Raw genomic sequence first — 21,526 nt, 5'->3', positions numbered from 1 at the left:
TCAGGAAAAGGGATTTTTATTTAACCGCAGCAAATGCTTCTATATACTTATCTATATATGCCTGCTTTGTTTTGCTTTTGTACTGCATAATAAACCTTGGATGCTCTAGTGCTACTATTTTATTAAAAAAGCCAAATTGCTCGTTTAGCTTTTTAACGAATTTCTCATTCTGCCCGGTGCCGAAGCAAAAACAGGTATCCGTTTGGCAACCTAATGCTATTTGTTTTTGAACATTATCTACTATGAAAGGGGTTACGGTTGCGCAGAGTTCCCTGCTATCGTAATAGTTGTAGTTTTTTTCCTTTCCTTTATCATCAACGGTTGTAGAGCCCAGCGGGCAGAGCGAGTTGATATAAATGTCTTTGTAAAAGGCCTCGGGTCCACCATAAGCATTAATTACCTCATACACAAAAACCGAGGACGGTTCATGGGTGAGCTTGCCTTCATAAGCAATATTGCATTCGGTTATCAATCGCTTAGGATCTGTGAAGGGGATGCCTGTTAAGCCGCCACCAAACCGGCCCGGATTTATGCCCAGCACCAGGTGCCGTTTGTTTTCGTCGCTGTAGTATTTGCGATAGAATGCTGATGAAATTTTAAATGCCTGATCTTCCTCCTGGAATGGGTTCATGATGCGGATACCGTTAGGTAATTTAGGCCCCTTGTATTCCAGCTGCTTGTTAAATTCGATAACCTTTTCGGCGAATGTCATGACCTGTTAAAATTTACTACGCTGGTTTTTGCCCAAATATCCTGCTCAGCATATCATATAATTCTGGATGCTTGATTTGGAACTGCTCTGGTTTAGAGAAGAAGTATTCGGAAACTACCGCGAAGAACTCTGCCTCATTGGTGCCGGCGTAAGGATCAATATCCGAATGGCCCGCTTCTATTTTCCGGATCTCCTGATGCATCATTTTTACCCATGGGTCAACATAATCATGCTCCAGGAAATTTTCGGGAACCCCATCGGTTGCGCCATCTGTTTTATCCAGCAGGTGCACAAATTCATGGATGCCTGTATTTTCTTTACCTGCGTTTTTAGAGAAACCTTTAACTAAGGCGGCCCGCGAGAGGATCATTTGCCCGTTCATATAGCCACTTCCTACCATGCCCATGATATTTCGGCCTTCACCATCATTCCCTTCAAACTGGAAATCTTTATTAAAGGTATCCGGGTAGAGCAGCACATTGGTAACGTTTTGAAAGCGCCAGTCCTTAAATCCAAAGATGGGGATTACTGCGCTTGCTGCCACCATGATCCGGTCGGTATCCGTAAGCTCAAGGCCAACGCCTTCTATACGTACGTCATCTAAGAACTGCTCTATTTTATCTTCAAATTTGGTTTTATCCGGCTCGGTAAGCTGATTGTAGTAGCGGATGTGGTCGATCAGGATTTTTTGATGCGCAGGGCCTATTATATTGAGCATTGGTACGTTTTTTTTACGCATGCGCTTTGAGGCATAAAAGATGATGGCACAGCAGAGTATGATGATAATCGGAATCATATTACGGGATTGGTTAGAGCTGAAAGCGTATAAATTTACAAATATCGCACCGTTTAGCGTTAAGGATTGTAAGGGTTTAGCCACGGTGCGCTGTCTTAAGGGGGGCAACGTGGCCGGAGCAAAGCGCAGCCCTGAAAAGCCTGGGCCGAAGGCAACGCCCATAAGCATTTATGATTAGGTAAAAGTATTAAAACAGAAATAGCGATAGGCCTAAACCCATCGCTATTCGTCTTACGGACTTTCCGTCTTACCGGACTTTCCGACTTAATCATATCATCTAAAAGTATTAAAACAGAAATAGCGATAGGCCTAAACCCATCGCTATTCGTCTTGCGGACTTTCCGTCTTACCGGACTTTCCGACTTAATCATATCATCTAAAAGTATTAAAACAGAAATAGCGATAGGCCTAAACCCATCGCTATTCGTCTTGCGGACTTTCCGTCTTACCGGACTTTCCGACTTTATTATATCATCATCCTTACCGGTTCTTCCAGCATTGATTTTAATGTTTGGAGGAATGCTGCAGCTGATGCGCCATCTACCACGCGGTGATCTGCACTTAGTGTTACCTTCATGATATTGCCCGGTACAACTGCACCGTTCTTAACAACCGGAACTGCCTGGATGCCGCTAACAGCAAGGATACATGCATTTGGCGTGTTGATAATGGCGGTAAATTCGTCTACACCGAACATGCCCAGGTTGGATATGGTGAATGTAGAGCCTTCCATTTCTGCCGGCTGTAATTTTTTACCTTTAGCTTTACCTGCAAATTCTTTTACTTCCTGTGAAATGTGGCTCAACGATTTGCCATCAGCATATTTAATAACCGGTACCAATAAACCTTCGTCAACCGCTACGGCTACGCCAATGTGTACATGCTCGTTAGTGCGGATCTTATCACCAAGGAATGATGAATTGATAACAGGGTGCTGTTTTAATGCAACTGCACATGCTTTAACCACAAAATCGTTAAAGGAGATCTTAACCGGCGCAACGTCGTTCATTTTAACACGTGCGGCCATCGCCTGGTCCATATCAATTGACATGGTAACGTAGAAGTGAGGAGCAGTAAATAAACTTTCGGATAACCTGCGGCTGATGGCTTTACGCATCTGCGTAACCGGGCGCTCGCTGAATTTCTCTTCGCCGGTGTAAGTTGGCAATACAACTGCTGCTTTGGCCGGGGCAGCCGCTGGTTGCGCGGCAGCTTGTTCTTGCGGCGCAGTGGCCGGTGCTGAAGCCGGTTTAGCAGCAGCTGGTGTAAAGCTTTCAATATCTTTCTTAATAATGCGGCCGCCATCAGCGCTGCCTTTTACATCATTAAGGTTAATGCCTTTATCTTTTGCAATTTTGCGCGCTAACGGGGATGCCTTCACGCGGCTGTCATCTTCGGTAGAAGATGTGCCGGTTTCGCTGGTGGCAGCTGCAGTTTCTGGAGATTCAGCATTCGCAGGTTTCTCGCTGCTATCGCTGCTTTCTGGTGCTGCTTCACTACCGGTATCCTGTAATAACGGGGTAATATCGGTACCCTCTTTTCCAACAATGGCAATAATGCCGTTTACAGCAGCGGCTTCGCCTTCTTTTACGCCTATATATAATAAAGTACCTTCTTCGTACCCAACAACTTCCATGGTAGCCTTATCGGTTGCCACATCCGCTAATGAATCATCCGCTTTAACTTTATCACCTACCTTAAAGTACCATTTTTCAATGGTGCCTTCAGTCATGGTATCGCTTAGCAAAGGCATCCGGATCACCGCAGCCGGGATGCTGGATAGATCAACCTTTGGTTTGGCCTCAACCGGAGCCGCAGGTTTTTTATCTTCAGCAGCGGCAGGTTTTGTTTCTTCCTTTGCAGCAGGTGCAGCTTCAGGTGCCTTTTCTTCTGCAGCAGGTGCTGCCGTGGTAGCACCGCCATCTAAAAGTGCTTTGTAGTCTTCGCCTTCTTTACCTAAAACTGCTATAACAGCATCAACAGGTACGGCGTTTCCCTCTTCTACACCTATATATAACAAGGTGCCGTCCTGGTACGATTCAAAATCCATAGTGGCTTTGTCGGTTTCAATCTCGGCCAAAACATCGCCAGATTTTACCTTGTCGCCAACTTTTTTATGCCATTTTGCCAATACCCCTTCGGTCATGGTATCGCTCATCTTAGGCATTTTAACTACTTCAGCCATATACTGTTTGTTGTTAATATTTTAGGTGTAATAATTAGTCGCGGATATATGGGTAATCCTGTTGCACGTAAACATCGGTATAAAGTTCCGATGCTTCAGGCCATGGAGATTCTTCAGCAAATTTTACTGCTTCATCTACCTGTCCCTTTATCTTGGCTTCAATTTCTTCAAACCATTGATCATCAGCATAACCTTCTTTCTGGATAGCAAGTTTCACAACCTCAATAGGGTCCTTAGCTTTATAGCTTTCCAATTCCTCTTTAGTGCGATATTTTTGCGGATCGCTCATAGAGTGACCTTTAAAACGATAAGTACGCATTTCCAGGAATGTAGGGCCTTCGCCGCGGCGTGCACGAGAAATGGCTTCATCCATTGCATTGTGTACCGCAACCGGGTCCATACCATCAACTGGTGATGACGGAATACCGTACGGTAAACCTAATTTATAGATATCTGTTTGTATGGTGGTACGCTCTACAGAAGTACCCATGGCGTAACCATTGTTTTCGCAAACAAAAATTACGGGGAGTTTCCATAATGCGGCCATATTAAAAGTTTCGGTTAAAGCACCCTGGCGAACAGCACCATCACCCATATAGGTAATGTTTACGTTATCGGTACCTTTAAACTTTTCGGCAAAGGCTACACCTGCACCCATAGGTACCTGTCCGCCAACAATGCCGTGCCCGCCATAAAAATGGTTGGCTTTATCAAACATGTGCATAGAGCCACCTTTGCCTTTAGAGCATCCGGTTGCTTTACCATACATCTCGGCCATGATAGCGTTTGGATGTGTGCCTTTTGCTAATGCGTGGGCATGATCACGATAAGCGGTGATCATACTATCCTCGTGACGCATAGCCGACATAGCGCCGGCTAATACTGCTTCCTGGCCAATGTACAGGTGGCAAAATCCACGGATCTTTTGCTGGCCATATAACTGACCAGTTTTTTCTTCGAATTTCCGCATTAAAAGCATAGACTCATACCACATCAGGTAGGTGTCTTTAGTTATTTCGATTGAACTCATTTATTAAAAACAATTCTAAGAGAATGTGCAAATCTAATTATATCCTGCAAATAACCGAAACTGCAACGAATTTGTTGTAAGAATTATTTACAAAACCGGATAGTTTTTTATGGTAACAAGCTATAAATCCCCAAAAGCAAAATATGATTTGGGTAGGGTGTAAAATGTACCCTTTATAAAGGTGTAATAGCTTGATTTCCCACAATAATCTTTTCGCTTAATTTTATTATTCAAGTTCAATATTCTTTTTGTTTTGTGAAGATTTGGGAAGCACGAATTTAAATCACCTAATTGTTTGTATTACGTGCATGTCTTAAGCGCTTGTTGTACGGTATTGCAGCTTTTGCTCTAAACTTGCGTTAAATTACAAGTTAAGCGGCATACACCAATGCAAACCATCCTGTCGGGTATTGTAAAATGAAATTTGCAGAATTCGCATTATTTCAATTTTAAGTGCCATTTAATTGAAATTGCAAATGAGGGTTCAAAATGTTTCGCAGTTTGAAATATATCTCGATAGTGAATCAGTCAGCAGGTTTTTAACTTTGTTTTTAATGATCTGATAAATACTTGTTTATCGATTTAATTAGGCTGTTTGGGTTTACTTTGACGATAGTTTTATTAACAAGGGTTAATATTTTTTACACTAACGAACATGAAATTTATTTCACAATTAGTTTGGTGGTTTGCAAATAATATATAGATTTGTATCCAACAATAGACACAACGTCCAATTTAATATACATTTGTTGTTCATTTTACAACAATTAACAAGATTAAATGAAGAAAATCGCACTTGCTATTGCACTATTTATGAGCGTTTTAGCCGCTCAGGCTCAAACAAAAAGTGTTCCAACCCCCGCAGTTGAAGCAGATGATCAAGAAAGCTTAGCGAAGGATTACCTTTCTCAAATTATGGGAGTAGCGTTATCAGCAACTTCAAACATGAAGCTTTTTAATTTTGTACATGATTGGATTGGTACTCCGTACCGATTTGGCGGAAGTTCTAGAAATGGTATTGACTGCTCTGCCTTTACTAAACAATTGTATAGTGATGTTTTCCATTTAAATATTTTGCGCAATTCACGTGATATTTTTAGCATGGTTAACCCGGTTGGTAAAGATGATTTAAAAGAAGGCGATTTAGTTTTCTTTAAAATACACAGCCGCAGTATTTCGCACATTGGGATATACCTGGGTAATAACAGGTTTGCGCACGCTTCATCCCGTGGTGTTGCTATCAGCAGCCTGGATGATGCTTATTACAGCCGCTATTTTTATAAAGGTGGCCGTATGCTGGAATCTTTTAAAAGTGAATTGGCAAATAGTACCGCAAATACCGACAAAGAGGCAAATTGATTAAACCTAAATTATTATATTTCTCTATTCCCTCCATCCTAATATGGGGGGATTTTTTTTGCCCATGAAAACCGGAACGATCTACATCGTCTGCGCATTTAGCTGCCTGGTATTTACCGGCTGTATTAATAGTGGCGTGCAGAAGGCGGTTACAAATAAGGCTGTTAAACATGCGCAAGATGCAAAGGTGAACTTGCCGGCTGATACAATTATCAGCATAGTTGCAGTGGGCGACATAATGCTGGGTACCGCTTACCCGGATAGTTCATTTTTACCGCCCCATAGCGGTATAAACAGTTTCAGGTCTGCATCAGAAAATTTGCGCAGCGCAGATATAACTTTTGGCAATCTCGAAGGTGTGCTGCTTAATACCGGCGCCCCTGTTGCCAGAAAGTTGAAGTTTCGCAGCAAACCCTACTTGTTTAAAATGCCGGAAAGTTATGGCGGCATTTTGAAAAAAGCCGGCTTCAATATTTTAAGTTTAGCAAATAATCATAGTAACGATTTTGGCGTAAAGGGCCGTAGCAATACCATGCAGTTGCTGGATAGCCTGGGTATTAATTATGCGGGATTGAAAACCTATCCTGCAAAAATATTTGTTAACAAGGGTATTAAATATGGGTTTTGTGCATTTTCTCCCAATAGCCAAACCGTATCCTTGCTTGATTTAAAAGGTGCGGCCTCTATAGTTGCCGCATTAAAAGCGCAATGCGATGTTGTAGTGGTATCGTTTCATGGCGGTGGTGAAGGTATAGGATTTGAACATGTACCGTTAGCTGATGAATCTTTTAATGGCGAACGACGGGGAAATGTAAAATTGTTTTCACATACGGTAGTAGATGCAGGCGCCGACGTAGTGCTGGGTAATGGCCCCCATGTAAGCCGGGGGATGGAGTTGTACAAAAACCGCCTGATAGCTTATAGCCTCGGTAATTTTTGCACCTACCGGAGTGTTAGTGTGGCAGGAGTGTGCGGACTAGCGCCTATGCTTAAAATGAAAATAAACAAAAATGGCCAGTTTTTAAGTGGCCAGATTATATCGTATAAACAATCGCACGATAACGGATTAGTATTAGATACACTCAATAAAGCAGCTTTACGCATAAAGGAATTAACGGAGACTGACTTAGAAAATCCGGGGCTTTCAATTTCACCACTTGGTGCAATAACGGCAGTAAACGTAAATTAAGCCTCGTCTTTAGTATTCCTTACCAGGCTAATACCGGTAGAAAAGAAAATTATAGAAATGATCCCAACCACAATTTGAGTAGTAACACTTCCTGTGTGGTTTATCACTTGAATACCGGTCCAAATTAATCCTATAATACCTAATACGGTAAGCACTGTGCCGAAAGTTCTTTTTAAGTTCATGGTTTTTAGCTGTTTAAATGTTTAAGTTTAAAATGTAAACTTATTAACCCATCGTGCTGCGATTTGTTTTACAAATGCAACAGCTAAATGCTTGTTTGCCGGGCTTACCCCTATCTAAACGGAATAACAGCAAAAAGGCCAATCAATAGCAGTAGTATCGACAACAATAAAAGCGTGTATGGGTAGCCTTTAAAGTAAGTGTGTTTGAAGTGAGGCGTCATATTGCGAAAGATATGTTAACCCAATACGGGGGTTCTTTACGAAATGTAACAGCCGATTCGTTTTTTTTGGAGAACTTAGTTTATTAACATCATCCGGAGGTAATATTGAAAAAGGTAATTATACCAAATTGACAATTGTGGTCGTTAATAAATGCATAAGTGCAATCGCACTTACAATTGTGATAAGGTTTAGGTTGAAAGTCCCGGGCAGCGAGTGCTCCGGGACTTTTATTTTTTGGAGCTATCTGTTTGTGAAGCATTTTAGCCATATTCGTTTTTTGTAATTAATGAGTGATATAAAGGAAGAGCTGCATCGGTTGTGTGTGGAATATGTACAGGGGAGGATGCATGCTGCAGAGCAGGCAATTGCCGAAGCACAACAATCTGCCAACAGCGATACGAAGAGTAGTGCCGGTGATAAGTATGAAACCGGCCGGGAAATGGCACAGCAGGAAACCAACCGAAACCTGGGGCAATTAAACGAAGCCAACAAACTGATGGTTGCGTTAAATCAGATAAGTTTCAAAGGAACTTCGACAGCTGTTGAAATCGGCAGCCTCGTAACTACCAATAACGGAGAGTTTTACGTAGCCATAAGCGCAGGTGTGTTAACATTGGATGGCAAAAAGTATATCGCTGTTTCGCCTGCATCTCCAATAGGTGTTCAATTAAAGGGTAAAAAAGCAGGGGAGGAATTTAACTTGAACGGTAAAGCGTATCAAATAAGTACGATTTTGTAACAAAACGCCCTAAAAAGCACCTATTTGTAAAAATAAAGAAGATAGTTTGATAAATTATTGTACAAGTGATTAATATCTATTCTATATTTGGTGTAAACAATAAAATGACAGCAAGAAAAACTGATCATTACTAAACTAATTTTTTGATGAACATATTCGTAGGAAGCCTTCCTTACTCATTAGAGGAAGCAGATTTGAAAGAGCTTTTTGAAGCTTATGGTGAAGTTACCACCGTGAAAATTATTATTGACAGAGAATCCGGCAGAAGCAAAGGTTTCGGATTTGTTGAAATGTCTGACGATGAAGCTGCTCAAAAAGCAATTTCAGGTCTGAATGGTTCTGAAGTTAGCGGCCGTTCAATTGCGGTTAGCCAGGCTGAAGACAAAAAGCCAGGTGATCGCAGAAGCAGCGGTGGCGGCGGCGGCGGTTACGGTGGCGGCAACCGCAGTGGCGGTGGTGGCGGCGGTGGCTACTCAAGAGACAGCAGAGGTGGCGGCGGTGGCGGCTACTCAAAAGATAATAACCGCGGTGGCGGCGGCGGCGGTAGCCGTTGGTAGTTCTTTAAATTTTTCAGCAAGGCATCGTTTCAACCGGTGGCTTGCTGAAATTTTTGTTTGCACGCTTTCATCAACCAGGTAGCGTGATTTTTTTCGTTATCGCTTTTTCCAAACTCCTTTAGAAGAAGTTTAAATTTTGCTAGTCGCTCTCCAAAGTATAGCGGCGCGATATTCTTACAACTGTAAATTCCAAACTTTCCAGGTAGAGGGTAGCAATAATGCTGAGATGAAAGCTCAGTTCGTGCGGCCGTTTAAGGTAGATCACCTGTTAATTGACCTGGCCAACAATTATTACTATGTATTGGCAGGCCGCCCAATCCTAAAATTCTGTTTATTTTGTGCCGGATGCTAATTATCAGTATTAAAATTGATGACGATGTGATTGCCAAATGCAAGGCGATGAGATACCCGGTAGATCAACTCGTGTCGCAAAAGCACGGAGGGGTGTGGATGCTTGTGAAAAATAAATTTAATAAATAGATAGTTAACTGTGCCAAAGTGTAATCAAGGTTAATTATGGGCTTTGATACTTTTTGTTATTTTTGTCAAAAATCTTAAACGATGAGCGAACTCATTAAAAAACAAGTAAATGATGCAAAGGCTTTAATGGATAAGGCCATTGCGCACGCAGATAGTGAATTATCAAAGATCCGCGCAGGTAAGGCTAATCCAAGTATGCTGGATGACATTACCGTTGATTATTACGGAACACCTACTGCTTTAAGCCAGGTAGGTAGTATAAATACACCGGATGCCCGCACAATTGTTGTGCAGCCATGGGAGAAAAATCTTCTGCCGCTTATCGAAAAGGCTATAAAAGAAGCTAACCTGGGTGTAAATCCACAGAATGATGGTGTCATCATCCGCATTAACGTACCCCCACTTACAGAAGAGCGCCGTCGCGATCTTGTGAAAAAAGCAAAGGGCGAAGCAGAAACCGGCAAAATTGCTGTTCGCAATATTCGCAAGGATGCTAATGAGAAGATCAAAAAATTGAAAACAGAAGGTGTTTCTGAAGATGAGATAAAAGTTGGGGAGGGAGAAGTGCAAAAACTGACAGATGCTTACATCATCAAAGTAGACCAGTTATCAGATTTAAAAGAAAAAGATATTATGACAGTTTAGGTTACTAAACAATTTGTTAGAGAGGGGACTAGTTGAATTAGTTCCCTCTTTTTTTGTGAAAAATACTTTTTAAATTTTGGCGACAACTCGGATTTGGGGCCAAGATAGATATAGTAGTTACGGGGCTTAAACGCTAGTATTCCAATTACTGGATGTCAGTATTTACTATTTTTAATTGATAGCTTGCCCTGGTGTAGGTCAACATTAACGCTATTGTCAAATTAAAGGGAATGAGCTTCTTAGCCATTCCCTTTTTTTATTTTTGCGTCGAAACATGAAAATACTCTTAAATTATCTCCAAAACTACCGATTAACGGTGGTGTTGGCACTCGTTCTCGCAGGTCTGAACATTGGTTTTTCCTTGCTAGATCCATATATAAGCGGTCGAATTCTTGATGAGGTGATTGGTAACCGCGATCATTATCAATATCATGATTATTTGATGGCCGCATTGAAATTGGTTAGTGCTGCAATTGGTGTGGCCATGGTATCCCGCATTGCTAAAAACTTTCAGGATTATTTTACCAGCATCATTACACAAAAAGTTGGTGCAAAAATGTATGCCGATGGTTTAAAACACTCGCTTGAACTTCCTTACCAGGTTTTTGAAGATCAACGCAGCGGCGAAACATTAGGCATCTTACAAAAAGTGCGCTTGGATTGCGAAAAGTTCATCACCTCTTTTATCGGGATCCTGTTTGTTAGCCTTACGGGGATGATATTTGTTATTTTTTACTCTTTAAGCATCAGTTATAAAGTAACACTGGTTTATTTGGCGGCTATACCTATTATTGCGATTGTTAGTATGGTGTTGAGCCAGAAAATAAAGGTGATTCAGAAAAAGATAGTAGGCGAGACCACTGCACTTGCCGGTTCTACAACAGAATCGCTGCGTAACATTGAACTGGTAAAGAGCCTTGGCCTGGCCAAGCAAGAAATACAAAGGTTAAATAACACCACTTACAAGATCCTTGATCTGGAGCTTAAGAAAGTGAAATATGTACGCAGCATGAGCTTTGTACAGGGCACTACCGTAAACCTGGTACGGAGCAGCATGGTTGTCGTGCTACTTTTACTCATCTTCGAAAAAACTATCTCTCCCGGCCAATATTTAAGTCTGCTTTTTTATTCGTTTTTCCTTTTTAATCCCTTACAGGAGCTCGGTAATGTAATTTTATCATGGCGCGAGGCGGAAGTGTCACTTGCTAACTTTAGCCGTATCCTGAGTATTCCTATTGATAGGAAACCGGAGAAGCCTGTATTACTTGCAAAAGTGGATACGCTGACTTTTAATGATGTAAGCTTTAAACATCTTACTGCTAACCGTAATGCACTTAACCATATTAGCTTTGAAACCAGCAGCGGGCAAACGATAGCCTTTGTTGGTCCTTCAGGATCTGGTAAAAGTACACTTGTTAAATTGCTGGTGGGGCTTTATCAGCCTTACGAGGGGGGCGTTTTGTATAACGAAATCCCAAGCAATGAGATTGATCTCGATCAGCTAAGGGAGAAGATCGGTTTTGTAACCCAGGACACTCAACTGTTTTCGGGAACTATTCGTGAAAATTTGTTATTTGTACGCCCCGAGGCAACTGACGCGGAGTGCATGAGCGTTCTGCAACGCGCGGCATGCCAAACTTTGCTGGCCCGTGCAGATAGGGGGCTGGATACCGTGATTGGTGAAGGTGGGGTGAAAGTATCAGGCGGTGAGAAACAGCGCCTCTCTATAGCGCGCGCGTTATTACGTAAACCGGATATACTGGTGTTTGATGAAGCCACATCGTCACTGGATTCAATTACCGAAGAAGAGATCACCGCAACCATTCGTGATGTATCGGTACTAAACGACCGGATCACTATTCTGATTGCCCACCGTTTATCAACCATTATGCATGCTGATCGGATTTTTGTGCTGGAGAAAGGCCACATCATCGAATCGGGCAAGCACCTTGACCTGATAGACCAGAAAGGACTATACTATGCCATGTGGAGGCAGCAGATCGGCGAAAAGTTTGCGGTAGAGGCGTAACACTAACCGGACAAAAGATTATAACAGAAAAGGCCTGCCGAAATTAATTCGGCAGGCCTTTCATTTTATAAATCGAATATTATTTTACCAGTGTGCCAATTGGCTCACCCTGGGCAATTTTCATAAAGTTGCCTTCTTTATTCATATCAAAAACAATAATCGGGAGTTTGTTTTCCTGGCAAAGCGTAATGGCGGTCATATCCATTACATTTAATCCTTTGTCGTAAACTTCCTGAAACGAGATCTCATCGTAACGGGTAGCAGATGGATCTTTCTCCGGGTCGGCAGTATAAATGCCATCTACCCGTGTGCCTTTCAAAACTACATCGGCCTTTATTTCGATAGCGCGTAAAGATGCTGCTGTATCTGTAGTGAAGTAGGGGTTACCGGTACCTGCACCAAAGATCACTATTTTCCCGCATTCTAAGTGATGCATTGCCCGGCGACGGATATAAGGCTCACAGATCTGTTCCATTTTAATAGCAGACTGCAAACGGGTTTCTACGCCTACACTTTCCAGCGCGTTTTGCAATGCCATACAATTAATTACAGTTGCCAGCATACCCATATAATCTGCCTGGGCGCGTTCCATGCCGCTTTTTTCGGCGCTTAAGCCGCGGAAAATGTTGCCGCCGCCTACTACTACTGCTATTTCTATACCTTGTTCTTTTACAGCTTTAATGTCTTGCGCATATTGCAAAACCTGGTTGTTATCAATACCATACTGTCTTTGGCCCATCAGGGATTCGCCGCTAAGCTTTAAGAGAACTCTTTTGTATTTCATTTGGAAAGGTGATTTGTCAAAAATAGATAATAAATAGTATTGTTAAAATTTTATGTTTTTTTCGTTAAGAAATTGCCTTTAAGGATAGTCCCCAATACTTCATAACCTTCATTAAAAATAATAAGGTCCGCATAGCAACCAGCTTCAATTTTGCCATTTAGTGGCCTACCTGCCAATTCCGACGGGTATAAGGATGCCATATTAATTGCTTCCGCAAGATCAATGCCTACCATTTCAACGCAATTTTGTACTGCTTTTAGCATCGTTAGGCTCGAACCGGATAGGGTGCCATCCGGCATCACATATTTATTGCCAACCAAACGATGCTGGTAGGCTCCTTCTGTTGCAGCGGTAACGGCATCTGTAATGAGGAACAATTTATTCCCAAGCGCTCGTTTTGCTAAACGGATCATTGGCCAATCCACATGGTTCCCGTCGGCTACAATGCTGGTATATGGCTTTTCTTCAAAAATAGCAGGAATATACCCGGGCTCACGGTGATGCATCTGCGGCATGGCATTGAAAAGGTGTGTAACCGCTGGTATGGGCTTATTTAAAAACGCTTTTCCCTGTTCATAAGTGGCGTTGCTATGCCCGGATGAAATAATGACTCCCTGAGCATGTAAATAGTCAATTACCTCCTGGTCCTGCAGCTCGGGCGCAATGGTCATCATTTTTATCACGCCATCAGCGTGATCTACCCAGCCCTTTACTTCGTTTAACGTGGCCTTTTTAATATATTTTTCCGGGTGTGCGCCTTTTTTTGCCGCATTGAGATAAGGGCCCTCCAAATGCAGCCCCCAGCAATTTCCTTTAGCTGTTGCACGGTAGGTTTTTGCTGCTGCTATGCCCTGCTCAACAATTTCGTTAGTGTTGGTACCAATGGTAGCAAAGAAGCCGATGGTGCCTTGGTTAAGCAGATCGTCTTCCATTCTTTCAAGCGCAGCAACCTCCGGCGTACCGGCGAACAGTTTGCCTCCACTGCCATAGATCTGCAGATCTATCAACCCTGGTGCAAGGTAAGCGCCGTTAAGGTCATTTTTTTCAGCCTGCTCCGGGATAGCTGATTCATCAATAACTGCGGTTATCTTATTTCCGGATATTAAAACAGCTTTACCATTGGTAATTGTACCGTTGGTGATGAGTTGTAAATGATGTAGTGCTGTTATCATAGATTACTTTAAGGCGCCCGTCCTATATGAGGCGCGAAGTATCGCGTCTCTACAATTATGAAACAATATTGCAAAAAAAATCCCCCTCGCTAAAAACGAGGGGGATAATAAATTAAGCTCCTAAAGCTACCCGCTTAAATGCGGTAACGGTGAGGCCCTTATCAATGCTATCCAGGAACTGGCTAACACTCTTAGATGAATCCTTTACAAACTCCTGGTTTAATAAAGTAGAATCTTTGTAGAATTTATTCAGTTTACCAGCGGCGATCTTTTCAACCATAGCTTCTGGTTTACCTTCTGCACGGATAACGTCTTTTGCAATCTCCATTTCGCGTTCGATAACCGATGAGTCAACACCGTCTTTATCGATAGCAACCGGGTTCATGGCAGCAATCTGCATGGCAACGTCTTTACCTGCTTCATCAGCACCTTCAACGTTTTTGCTTAAACCTACCAATACACCTAAACGGTAGTTACCGTGGATGTAAGCAACCACTTTTTCAGCTTCAATCACTTCGTATTTAGATACGCCGATCTTTTCGCCGATCTTACCTGTTTTATCAATGATCGCATCACCAATTTTTACACGGCTATTTTCAACATCAATATCTAAAGCGTAAAGCTCTTCGATGCTTGCCGGGTTGGTTTCAACTGCTGCGTTGGCAATTTGGTTTGCAAAAGCAACGAACTCAGCGTTCTTAGCCACGAAATCAGTTTCGCAGTTAAGAGTGATCACAACACCACGTTTGAAATCTTCTGAAGTACGTGCAATTACTACACCTTCATTGCTTTCGCGATCCTGGCGGCTTGCAGCAACTTTAGCACCTTTTTTTCTTAAAAAATCAATAGCAGCTTCAAAATCACCGTTAGTTTCAGTTAAAGCTTTTTTGCAATCCATCATGCCGGCACCGGTTTGCTGGCGCAGTTTATTTACATCAGATGCAGATATTTGTACTGTAGACATTTTATTAGTTTTTAAAAGTTGTAGATGTTACAAAGGTTGTAAAAATTGCAAGGAAAAAACCTTTACAACTCTTACAACCCTTACAACCAAATATTATTATTCCTCTGTTGAATCAGTAGCTGGTGCTTCGTTTTCAGCAGTTTCTGCTGTAACATCTGCAGTTCTTCTTCTTTTGCCACCATCAGTTGAAGCAGAACGATCTGCTACTTCAGGCGCATCAGCTTTTGCTTTAGCAGCAGCAGCTTCTTTTTCAGTTTCGTCTTCTTTATCGCGTTTGCGTTCTTCCAAACCTTCTTCAATCGCTTTGATGATAATACCAGTGATCAATGAAATTGATTTGGTAGCATCGTCATTTGCAGGAATAGGGAAATCGATGTTAGAAGGATCGGAGTTGGTATCAACCATCGCGAAAGTCGGGATGTTTAATTTCAATGCTTCTGAAACAGCGATGTGCTCTTTCTTAACGTCGATCAGGAACAATGCAGCCGGTAAACGGTTAAGGTCCGAGATACCACCTAACAAAGTTTCTAATTTGATACGCTCACGCTGTATCATCAGTCTTTCTTTTTTAGAAAGGTTGCTGTAAGTACCGTCTTTAGTCAACTTGTCGATGTTTGACATCTTTTTGATTGACTTACGTACAGTAGCAAAGTTAGTTAACATACCACCCAACCAACGTTCGGTAATGAAAGGCATGTTTACCATTTTTGCATGTTCAGCTACGATATCTTTCGCTTGTTTCTTTGTAGCTACGAATAATACCTTACGGCCTGATTTTACAATTTGTTTTATAGCTGCAGCAGCTTCTTCAACCTTAGATAAGGTTTTATTTAAATCGATAATGTGGATACCGTTGCGCTCCATAAAAATGTATTGTGACATTTTCGGGTCCCATTTGCGGGTAAGGTGACCAAAGTGTACACCTGCATCCAGTAAATCCTGATATGTTGTTCTTGCCATTGTTGTTGTCCTCCTAAAATTTTAGCGTTTACTGAATTGGAATCTCTTACGTGCTTTTCTGCGACCTGGTTTCTTACGCTCAACCATACGGTCATCACGTGTCATTAAACCTTTAGCGCGTAAAGCCGGTTTTTTCTCCGGATCCAGTTCAACAATAGCTTTCGCAATCGCTAAACGAACGGCTTCTGCCTGTCCTTTAACGCCGCCACCTGCTACGTTTACTTTAACATCGAATTTACCTGCCTGGCCAGAAACTTCTGTGCTTTGCATAACGATGTATTGTAAAGGTAAGGTAGGGAAGTACTCTTTGTAATCTTTACCGTTTACGGTAATTACGCCTGTGCCATCATTTAAGTAGATGCGCGCAACGGCTGTTTTTCTTCTGCCCGAAGTGTTAGTTGTTGGCATTTTCTTTTTTCTCCTTTAAATAATTAAATGGTTGTTGGATTTTGAGCTGCATGAGGATGCTCTGCACCTGCGTAAACATGCAGGTTACCATAAATAGCACGGCCTAAACGATTTTTAGGTAACATACCACGTACGGCTTTTTCAATCACACGCTCAGGATGCTTTGCCATTAACTCTTTTGGAGAAATGAAACGCTGACCACCCGGGTAACCGGTGTAAGAAACATAAGTTTTATCGCTAAACTTGTTTCCTGTCAGTTTTACCTTGTCTGCATTGATAACAATTACATTATCTCCGCAGTCTACGTGTGGGGTGAACCCTGGCTTGTGCTTACCTCTGATCATCATCGCGATCTTAGTACACAAGCGCCCCAAAATCTCATTGTTTGCATCAACAACAACCCATTCTTTACTAACGGTTTTCTTGTTGGCTGAGACAGTTTTGTAACTTAACGTATTCACTTGCTTTAATTTAAATTTATTAAACGTATTCTATACCCCGTAATTACGGGACTGCAAAGATACGCCTATTTGTTAAATTTACAAATGGTATTTACGAATACTGAAAATTCTAATCGGCTTGATATTGAGCTGCATGGAATGGATATTTATTATTTGACCATAGCTTTTAATGAAGGGCTAGGGACACACACGCAGGCATGTAGCATAAATTAGAGTTAACTTTACAGTTTTATCAAATTTAACCATTTTATACGATTACGCCGAATAAGGGCTGGTTGGCTGATTGTTTTGTTTACGCTCTAATAATTTCCAAACATCAAAAACATGCCCGAACACGCCAAAAACAACCCGAACAAGCCCGAACAAGATTAATTTTCAGCAGTCAAATTCATTATTTCTTTAATATCAGGACATGTAAATCCAATGGGTATGTCTTCGTAAGCGATTGAGAAGGACTTTCCGTCAACTATAAAATTGCATAGGCCCTGATGTTCCTCTGTCAGATATATCAGTTGCCTGGTTGCTGACTTAATAATATAAGTTCGGAAGCTAAATCCGACTTTTAAAGGCATTTTTTTTTGGTCTTCTTCATAAACAGTGTCAAGCTTTACTGGCGTCACCACCATATAGATATTCAGTTTCTTTCCCCCCGATTGTTGCCAATGGCTGATGGTGTGTCTGCCCTGTTTACGCCGGGAAAAATCGAATCGCGACAAATCCATTTTCGCGTACTGATCGAAAAATTTTAGCTTGGCTTTATCAGCCATAGTTATCAGTGATCCATGCTGACTCAAAATAAGCCGGTCTTTTTTCAGATCGTTCCGAAGTTTGAAATCGGGTACAAATCCTAACCAACAAAGGACTAAAACAGCCAAAAGCCATTTCATGACTTACCGCTTTTCCACCCTGTCATAATATCCGCCGAACGAGTTCATCTTAACGGCATCTTCGTTAAAGAAGTCGCCGGGAAAGCCCAGTTCTATCTTGCTGGCTTCATCCAATTTCCGGATCTGCTCCTTGCTCAGTTTCACGTCAACCGTTTTCAAATTGTCTTTTAGCTGGTCCACCTTGGTAGCACCTACGATAGGAATACAGCTGAAGCCTTTACTCATGGTCCATTGCAGTGCCACATGACTTTCTGAAACACCCAGTTCTTCTGCAATCTCCATCACCACCCGGGTAATCTTTTCTGCGCGCTCATTCAAGCGGTTGCTTTCCGGTTTTATCCGGCCTTTATCGCCTTTGAGATATTTGCCGGTTAGTGCGCCGCCCGCTAAGGGTGCCCATGGTGTAACCGTCATTCCGAAGTGTTTGGCCATCGGGATCAGTTCGCGCTCCGGTGTACGGGCCAGCAGGCTATATTCTACTTGCAGGGCAATAAATTGGCTCCAGCCCATTAACTCGGCCATTGTATTGCCTTTTGCTACTATCCAGGCAGGTGTATCGCTTATAGCGGCATAGGTGATCTTGCCCTGTTTGATCAGATCGTCCATTCCGCGAAGTACTTCATCAATCGGGGTAAGATCGTCCCATATATGCAGGTACAAAACGTCCAGAAAATCTGTTTTGAGGCGTTTTAAACTTTCTTCCACACTACGCATCATGTTTTTGCGGTTATTGCCGCTGGCATTAGGGTTGGTGGTATTATCTTTTAACGTGTACTTGCTGGCAAGAACAAAATAATCGCGGTCGTGGTGGCTAATATAATCGCCAATGATCTTTTCGCTGGTGCCCAATTTGTAAACATTTGCAGTGTCCAGGAAATTACCGCCTTCACTAGCATATGCATCCATAATTTCGAAACTGGTGGAGGCGTCTGCGCCCCAACCGCCTTCGGTTCCGAAACCCATAGTGCCAAGGCAAAGTTCAGAAACTTTCAAGCCCGATCTTCCTAATAATTTGTAATTCATAGTATTTGTGGTAGTGTAATTAGATAAACGATTTTAGCAAAGCTGGTGTTTTGCTGGCGCAAATAAAAATGCTTTGGAAACAAAGCGGAATGCCACTTGTAAATATATTAAATAAACAAAGTCATGAAGATTATTACCCTGCATAAACCAGTTAACGTTGATCAATTATATCATCATGTTAAAGAACGGCTAAACCCTATTTTCCAAAAACAACGGCAAAGTGATATCAGCTTTGTAATTGAAAACACCCCGGAAGGCGTAGCGATTAGTCAGCCGGAATTATATGAGGGTATTTTATTCACGATTGCTGTGCAGAATGACGAGCTCTGGATCACCCGTAATGAGCACTATGTGGATGATGTTAATTCGATAACGCTTGAATCGATACTGAACAGCCTGTTTGATGACTTGTCGGATGGGTTGGGGACGGATTTGGTTTTAGAAGGATAAAACAGCAGCAAGGTTTGTAGATGAAGCGTCAGGAAAAGCAGATCAGCATACGCAATAAAAAAGGCCCGCTTTGCAGCAGGCCTTTACAATGTCATTAGGCAAAAACTTACCCGTTTATCCAGCTAAACTTATATTCCAGCATTGGGTTTTTCATCCGTTCTGCAACCCGCAGTAAACGGTTTGGTAAATTCATGATGTAATCACGCGCTTTTTCGCCGTTTGCTTCCAGGCCGGTGGCGCTTTCAATATGCCAGTCTTCTATCAGTTCTTTTAAGATATCTACGTAATCTAAAGCGGTATAAATACCCAGGCGCTCGGCAGCATCGGTAAAGTGGCCGAAGGTTTGGCCTATTTTTAAACCTACTTCGCGCAGGAAGTGAGCCGGCATTACAATTTTTTTACGCATCATGTCCTCAAAGGCAAGCATGGCCTCGTTAGGGTCCACTTCAAATATTTTTTCGATAAAATATTTATAGGCTTTAGCGTGGCGGGCCTCATCTCCGGCAATAACACCGCACATTTTAGACAATAGCGTATCACCATCTTTTTTAGCCTGCGATGCCACCCTGCGGTGAGATACGTTAGTAGCTAACTCCTGAAAAGACGTGTATATAAAATTGCGGTATGGATCACGGCCGGTGCCAATATCAAACCCATCTGCTATCAGGTACTGGGTGCTTACCTCCATCATCCGCATGTTTACGCGGCCAGACAGATAAAGGTATTTATTTAACAGATCGCCGTGGCGGTTTTCCTCGGCAGTCCAATGGCGGGTCCATTTCATCCAGCCACCTTCTTCGTTTTGCGATACACCTTCAACCATTGTTAACCATGATTCGTAAGTCGGCAAAGCCTCCTCAGTAATGGTGTCGCCGATAAGTACTGCAATTAAATCATAAGAAAGGCCCTTGGCACTTTCCTGAAGTTCTTTTATCTCGCTGAAAAACGTCGATCGGGATGCATCAGGCAAAAAGTCTGACGGCTGCCATATGGTATCGATAGGTTTGAGGTATTCAAACATTTTTTCAAGCATATACTGCTCGATATGTGACATAACCTCTTTACGTTTTTCTTCAAAAAAGTGCATAGTACAGTATTAGCTTACAAAGCTAAGGATTTAAATTCATTATTGTTTTGCAGGAGAATAATCGATAGCCTTTTTCATTCCCTCAGAAAGGTTTTTTATACAGGGATCACCATTAAAGACCGAAAAATTAGAATTGTAATCCCACATGATTCCCGGAATATTCAACGCTTTAAGCGCTTGCCTAACCGATTTGATGTATTTTACCCTGCTATCTTCCTGTGTGTATTTTCTGTACACGCCATATTCACCGCATAGTAAAGGCACATCATATTTATTGCCCCAATTTTTTACTATCTGCATTTTGTCCTTTATTGATTGGGCGTTCCCATCATTACGATATTGAAAGTAATTGTTTTCGCCCCAGGTGCCAATGACCGATGGATTGATGGGGGGCATTTTATTAACAGCATATGGAAACGGGATCCCGGTTGTGGCAACCTGGTCGCCAACCCAGTCTGCACCCTGGTGGGTGAAAAGAAAGGGTTCGTAAAAGTGGAAAGTGTATATGATGTTTTCGTCGGCGAGGCGCTCCATGCGGCTAAGCTCGTAAATGCTGTTATAGTTGGATGCACCTACAATCAGCGTTCGCCGCTTATCTACCCTGCGTATCGCGGTAACAATATTATAAGCAGCATCTTTCCACACTTTGGGGTTAATATGAGGTGGTTCGTTATAAATTTCGAAAAATAACACATCCGGGCTTTCCCTTGCGTACCTTTTAGTTAATAATAACCACTGGTTAATTACTTTTGGAGTTTCAGTTAAAAAATTATTATTATTTATTTTCCCATAATGGTAATCTAAAATCAGCTTTATCCCGTATAACTTGCAATGTTTCAAAACATCATCAATGTGAGTAAATACTTTCTCATCAGGGATCTTTCTGGTTTCGAAATATTCAAACGCTACAGGTAGCCTGATGGTGGTAAATTTTAACTTTTTCAGCAATTCATAATCAGCTCTTTTTATGGGATTTGTGCTTAAAATATCTTTGTTCCACCACTGCTCCAGCCAGGAAACACTAACCCCGTTATTGAGGCTATTTGCACGCTTAAATGCAACCAATCTTTCGTTTAACGGCATTGGTTTGCTTTTTGCATTAATACACAGGGTAAATATAATTAATGCTATAAATAGCACTCTTTTGGAAGACGAATTTGCTAAGAAAGGTGTATTTTCCACTCGTGTTTCAATCTGCTAATACT

22 protein-coding genes are annotated in these 21,526 nt (G+C 41.9%); 7 read left to right on the top strand and 15 right to left on the bottom strand.

The annotated features are described in order from the left end of the window. Positions 1-16: 16 nt before the first annotated feature. The 4 genes from A0256_04030 to A0256_04015 form a co-directional block, all read right to left on the bottom strand. Positions 17-712, bottom strand: coding sequence for a hypothetical protein (locus tag A0256_04030; GenBank protein AMR30651.1), 696 nt, complete (start codon positions 710-712; stop codon positions 17-19). A gap of 16 nt (positions 713-728) precedes the next feature. Then, positions 729-1,508 carry a peptidase gene (locus A0256_04025; GenBank protein ID AMR34421.1) on the bottom strand — a complete coding sequence of 260 codons (780 nt, stop codon included), beginning with the start codon at positions 1,506-1,508 and terminating at the stop codon, positions 729-731. A gap of 466 nt (positions 1,509-1,974) precedes the next feature. Then, complete coding sequence (locus tag A0256_04020; GenBank protein AMR30650.1) at positions 1,975-3,693, bottom strand: pyruvate dehydrogenase; 1,719 nt, start codon at positions 3,691-3,693, stop codon at positions 1,975-1,977. A gap of 34 nt (positions 3,694-3,727) precedes the next feature. After that, complete coding sequence (locus A0256_04015; protein AMR30649.1) at positions 3,728-4,723, bottom strand: pyruvate dehydrogenase (acetyl-transferring) E1 component subunit alpha; 996 nt, start codon at positions 4,721-4,723, stop codon at positions 3,728-3,730. Between the two features lie 780 nt (positions 4,724-5,503). Between A0256_04015 and A0256_04010 the strand changes: the two genes are divergently transcribed. Both A0256_04010 and A0256_04005 read left to right on the top strand, forming a co-directional pair. Then, the gene (locus A0256_04010; protein ID AMR30648.1) at positions 5,504-6,082 is read left to right on the top strand and encodes a glycoside hydrolase; all 579 of its coding nucleotides are present in this window, start codon (positions 5,504-5,506) and stop codon (positions 6,080-6,082) included. A gap of 64 nt (positions 6,083-6,146) precedes the next feature. Further along, entirely contained in the window at positions 6,147-7,271 is a 1,125-nt protein-coding gene (locus A0256_04005) for a hypothetical protein (GenBank protein AMR30647.1), read from the top strand. Here the strand turns inward: A0256_04005 and A0256_04000 are convergent. Continuing rightward, entirely contained in the window at positions 7,268-7,453 is a 186-nt protein-coding gene (locus A0256_04000; GenBank protein ID AMR30646.1) for a hypothetical protein, read from the bottom strand. The two genes, A0256_04005 and A0256_04000, sit on opposite strands and share 4 nt — an antisense overlap. 508 nt (positions 7,454-7,961) lie before the next feature. Between A0256_04000 and A0256_03995 the strand changes: the two genes are divergently transcribed. From A0256_03995 to A0256_03980, 4 genes are all read left to right on the top strand, one after another. Then, positions 7,962-8,414, top strand: a complete 453-nt coding sequence (locus A0256_03995) for a 3-oxoacyl-ACP synthase (protein ID AMR30645.1) — start codon at positions 7,962-7,964, stop codon at positions 8,412-8,414. A gap of 146 nt (positions 8,415-8,560) precedes the next feature. Continuing rightward, positions 8,561-8,971, top strand: a complete 411-nt coding sequence (locus A0256_03990) for an RNA-binding protein (GenBank protein AMR30644.1) — start codon at positions 8,561-8,563, stop codon at positions 8,969-8,971. A gap of 561 nt (positions 8,972-9,532) precedes the next feature. Next, on the top strand, positions 9,533-10,096 hold the full coding sequence (locus A0256_03985; protein AMR30643.1) for a ribosome recycling factor: 564 nt from the start codon (positions 9,533-9,535) through the stop codon (positions 10,094-10,096). Positions 10,097-10,370: 274 nt separating this feature from the next. Next, positions 10,371-12,125 carry an ABC transporter ATP-binding protein gene (locus tag A0256_03980; protein AMR30642.1) on the top strand — a complete coding sequence of 585 codons (1,755 nt, stop codon included), beginning with the start codon at positions 10,371-10,373 and terminating at the stop codon, positions 12,123-12,125. Positions 12,126-12,204: 79 nt separating this feature from the next. Here the strand turns inward: A0256_03980 and pyrH are convergent, their stop codons facing one another. The 8 genes from pyrH to A0256_03940 form a co-directional block, all read right to left on the bottom strand. Then, on the bottom strand, positions 12,205-12,909 hold the full coding sequence (gene pyrH / locus A0256_03975; protein ID AMR30641.1) for a UMP kinase: 705 nt from the start codon (positions 12,907-12,909) through the stop codon (positions 12,205-12,207). A 50-nt stretch (positions 12,910-12,959) separates the two neighbouring features. Further along, positions 12,960-14,081 carry a hypothetical protein gene (locus tag A0256_03970; GenBank protein ID AMR30640.1) on the bottom strand — a complete coding sequence of 374 codons (1,122 nt, stop codon included), beginning with the start codon at positions 14,079-14,081 and terminating at the stop codon, positions 12,960-12,962. 112 nt (positions 14,082-14,193) lie between these two features. Next, complete coding sequence (locus A0256_03965; GenBank protein AMR30639.1) at positions 14,194-15,045, bottom strand: elongation factor Ts; 852 nt, start codon at positions 15,043-15,045, stop codon at positions 14,194-14,196. A gap of 96 nt (positions 15,046-15,141) precedes the next feature. After that, positions 15,142-16,005, bottom strand: coding sequence for a 30S ribosomal protein S2 (locus A0256_03960; protein AMR30638.1), 864 nt, complete (start codon positions 16,003-16,005; stop codon positions 15,142-15,144). Positions 16,006-16,026: 21 nt separating this feature from the next. Beyond that, complete coding sequence (locus tag A0256_03955) at positions 16,027-16,413, bottom strand: 30S ribosomal protein S9 (protein AMR30637.1); 387 nt, start codon at positions 16,411-16,413, stop codon at positions 16,027-16,029. Between the two features lie 23 nt (positions 16,414-16,436). After that, complete coding sequence (locus A0256_03950; protein ID AMR30636.1) at positions 16,437-16,874, bottom strand: 50S ribosomal protein L13; 438 nt, start codon at positions 16,872-16,874, stop codon at positions 16,437-16,439. Positions 16,875-17,242: 368 nt separating this feature from the next. Further along, positions 17,243-17,761: a hypothetical protein gene (locus tag A0256_03945; GenBank protein ID AMR30635.1), complete on the bottom strand. Its 519-nt coding sequence runs from the start codon at positions 17,759-17,761 to the stop codon at positions 17,243-17,245. Positions 17,762-17,764: 3 nt separating this feature from the next. Continuing rightward, positions 17,765-18,784: an aldo/keto reductase gene (locus A0256_03940; protein ID AMR30634.1), complete on the bottom strand. Its 1,020-nt coding sequence runs from the start codon at positions 18,782-18,784 to the stop codon at positions 17,765-17,767. A 123-nt stretch (positions 18,785-18,907) separates the two neighbouring features. Between A0256_03940 and A0256_03935 the strand changes: the two genes are divergently transcribed. Further along, entirely contained in the window at positions 18,908-19,234 is a 327-nt protein-coding gene (locus tag A0256_03935) for a hypothetical protein (protein AMR30633.1), read from the top strand. Positions 19,235-19,340: 106 nt separating this feature from the next. Here A0256_03935 and A0256_03930 read toward each other — a convergent pair whose 3' ends face one another. Further along, a complete protein-coding gene (locus A0256_03930) occupies positions 19,341-20,321 on the bottom strand; it encodes a fatty acid desaturase (protein ID AMR30632.1) in 981 nt (326 codons plus the stop codon). A gap of 39 nt (positions 20,322-20,360) precedes the next feature. Beyond that, positions 20,361-21,404, bottom strand: a complete 1,044-nt coding sequence (locus tag A0256_03925) for a hypothetical protein (GenBank protein AMR30631.1) — start codon at positions 21,402-21,404, stop codon at positions 20,361-20,363. Positions 21,405-21,526: the final 122 nt, after the last annotated feature.

It is taken from the genome of Mucilaginibacter sp. PAMC 26640, assembly GCA_001596135.1.
GTDB lineage: Bacteria > Bacteroidota > Bacteroidia > Sphingobacteriales > Sphingobacteriaceae > Mucilaginibacter.
Note: the sequence above shows the minus strand (reverse complement) of the source record. Positions and strands in the feature narration are given on the sequence as shown.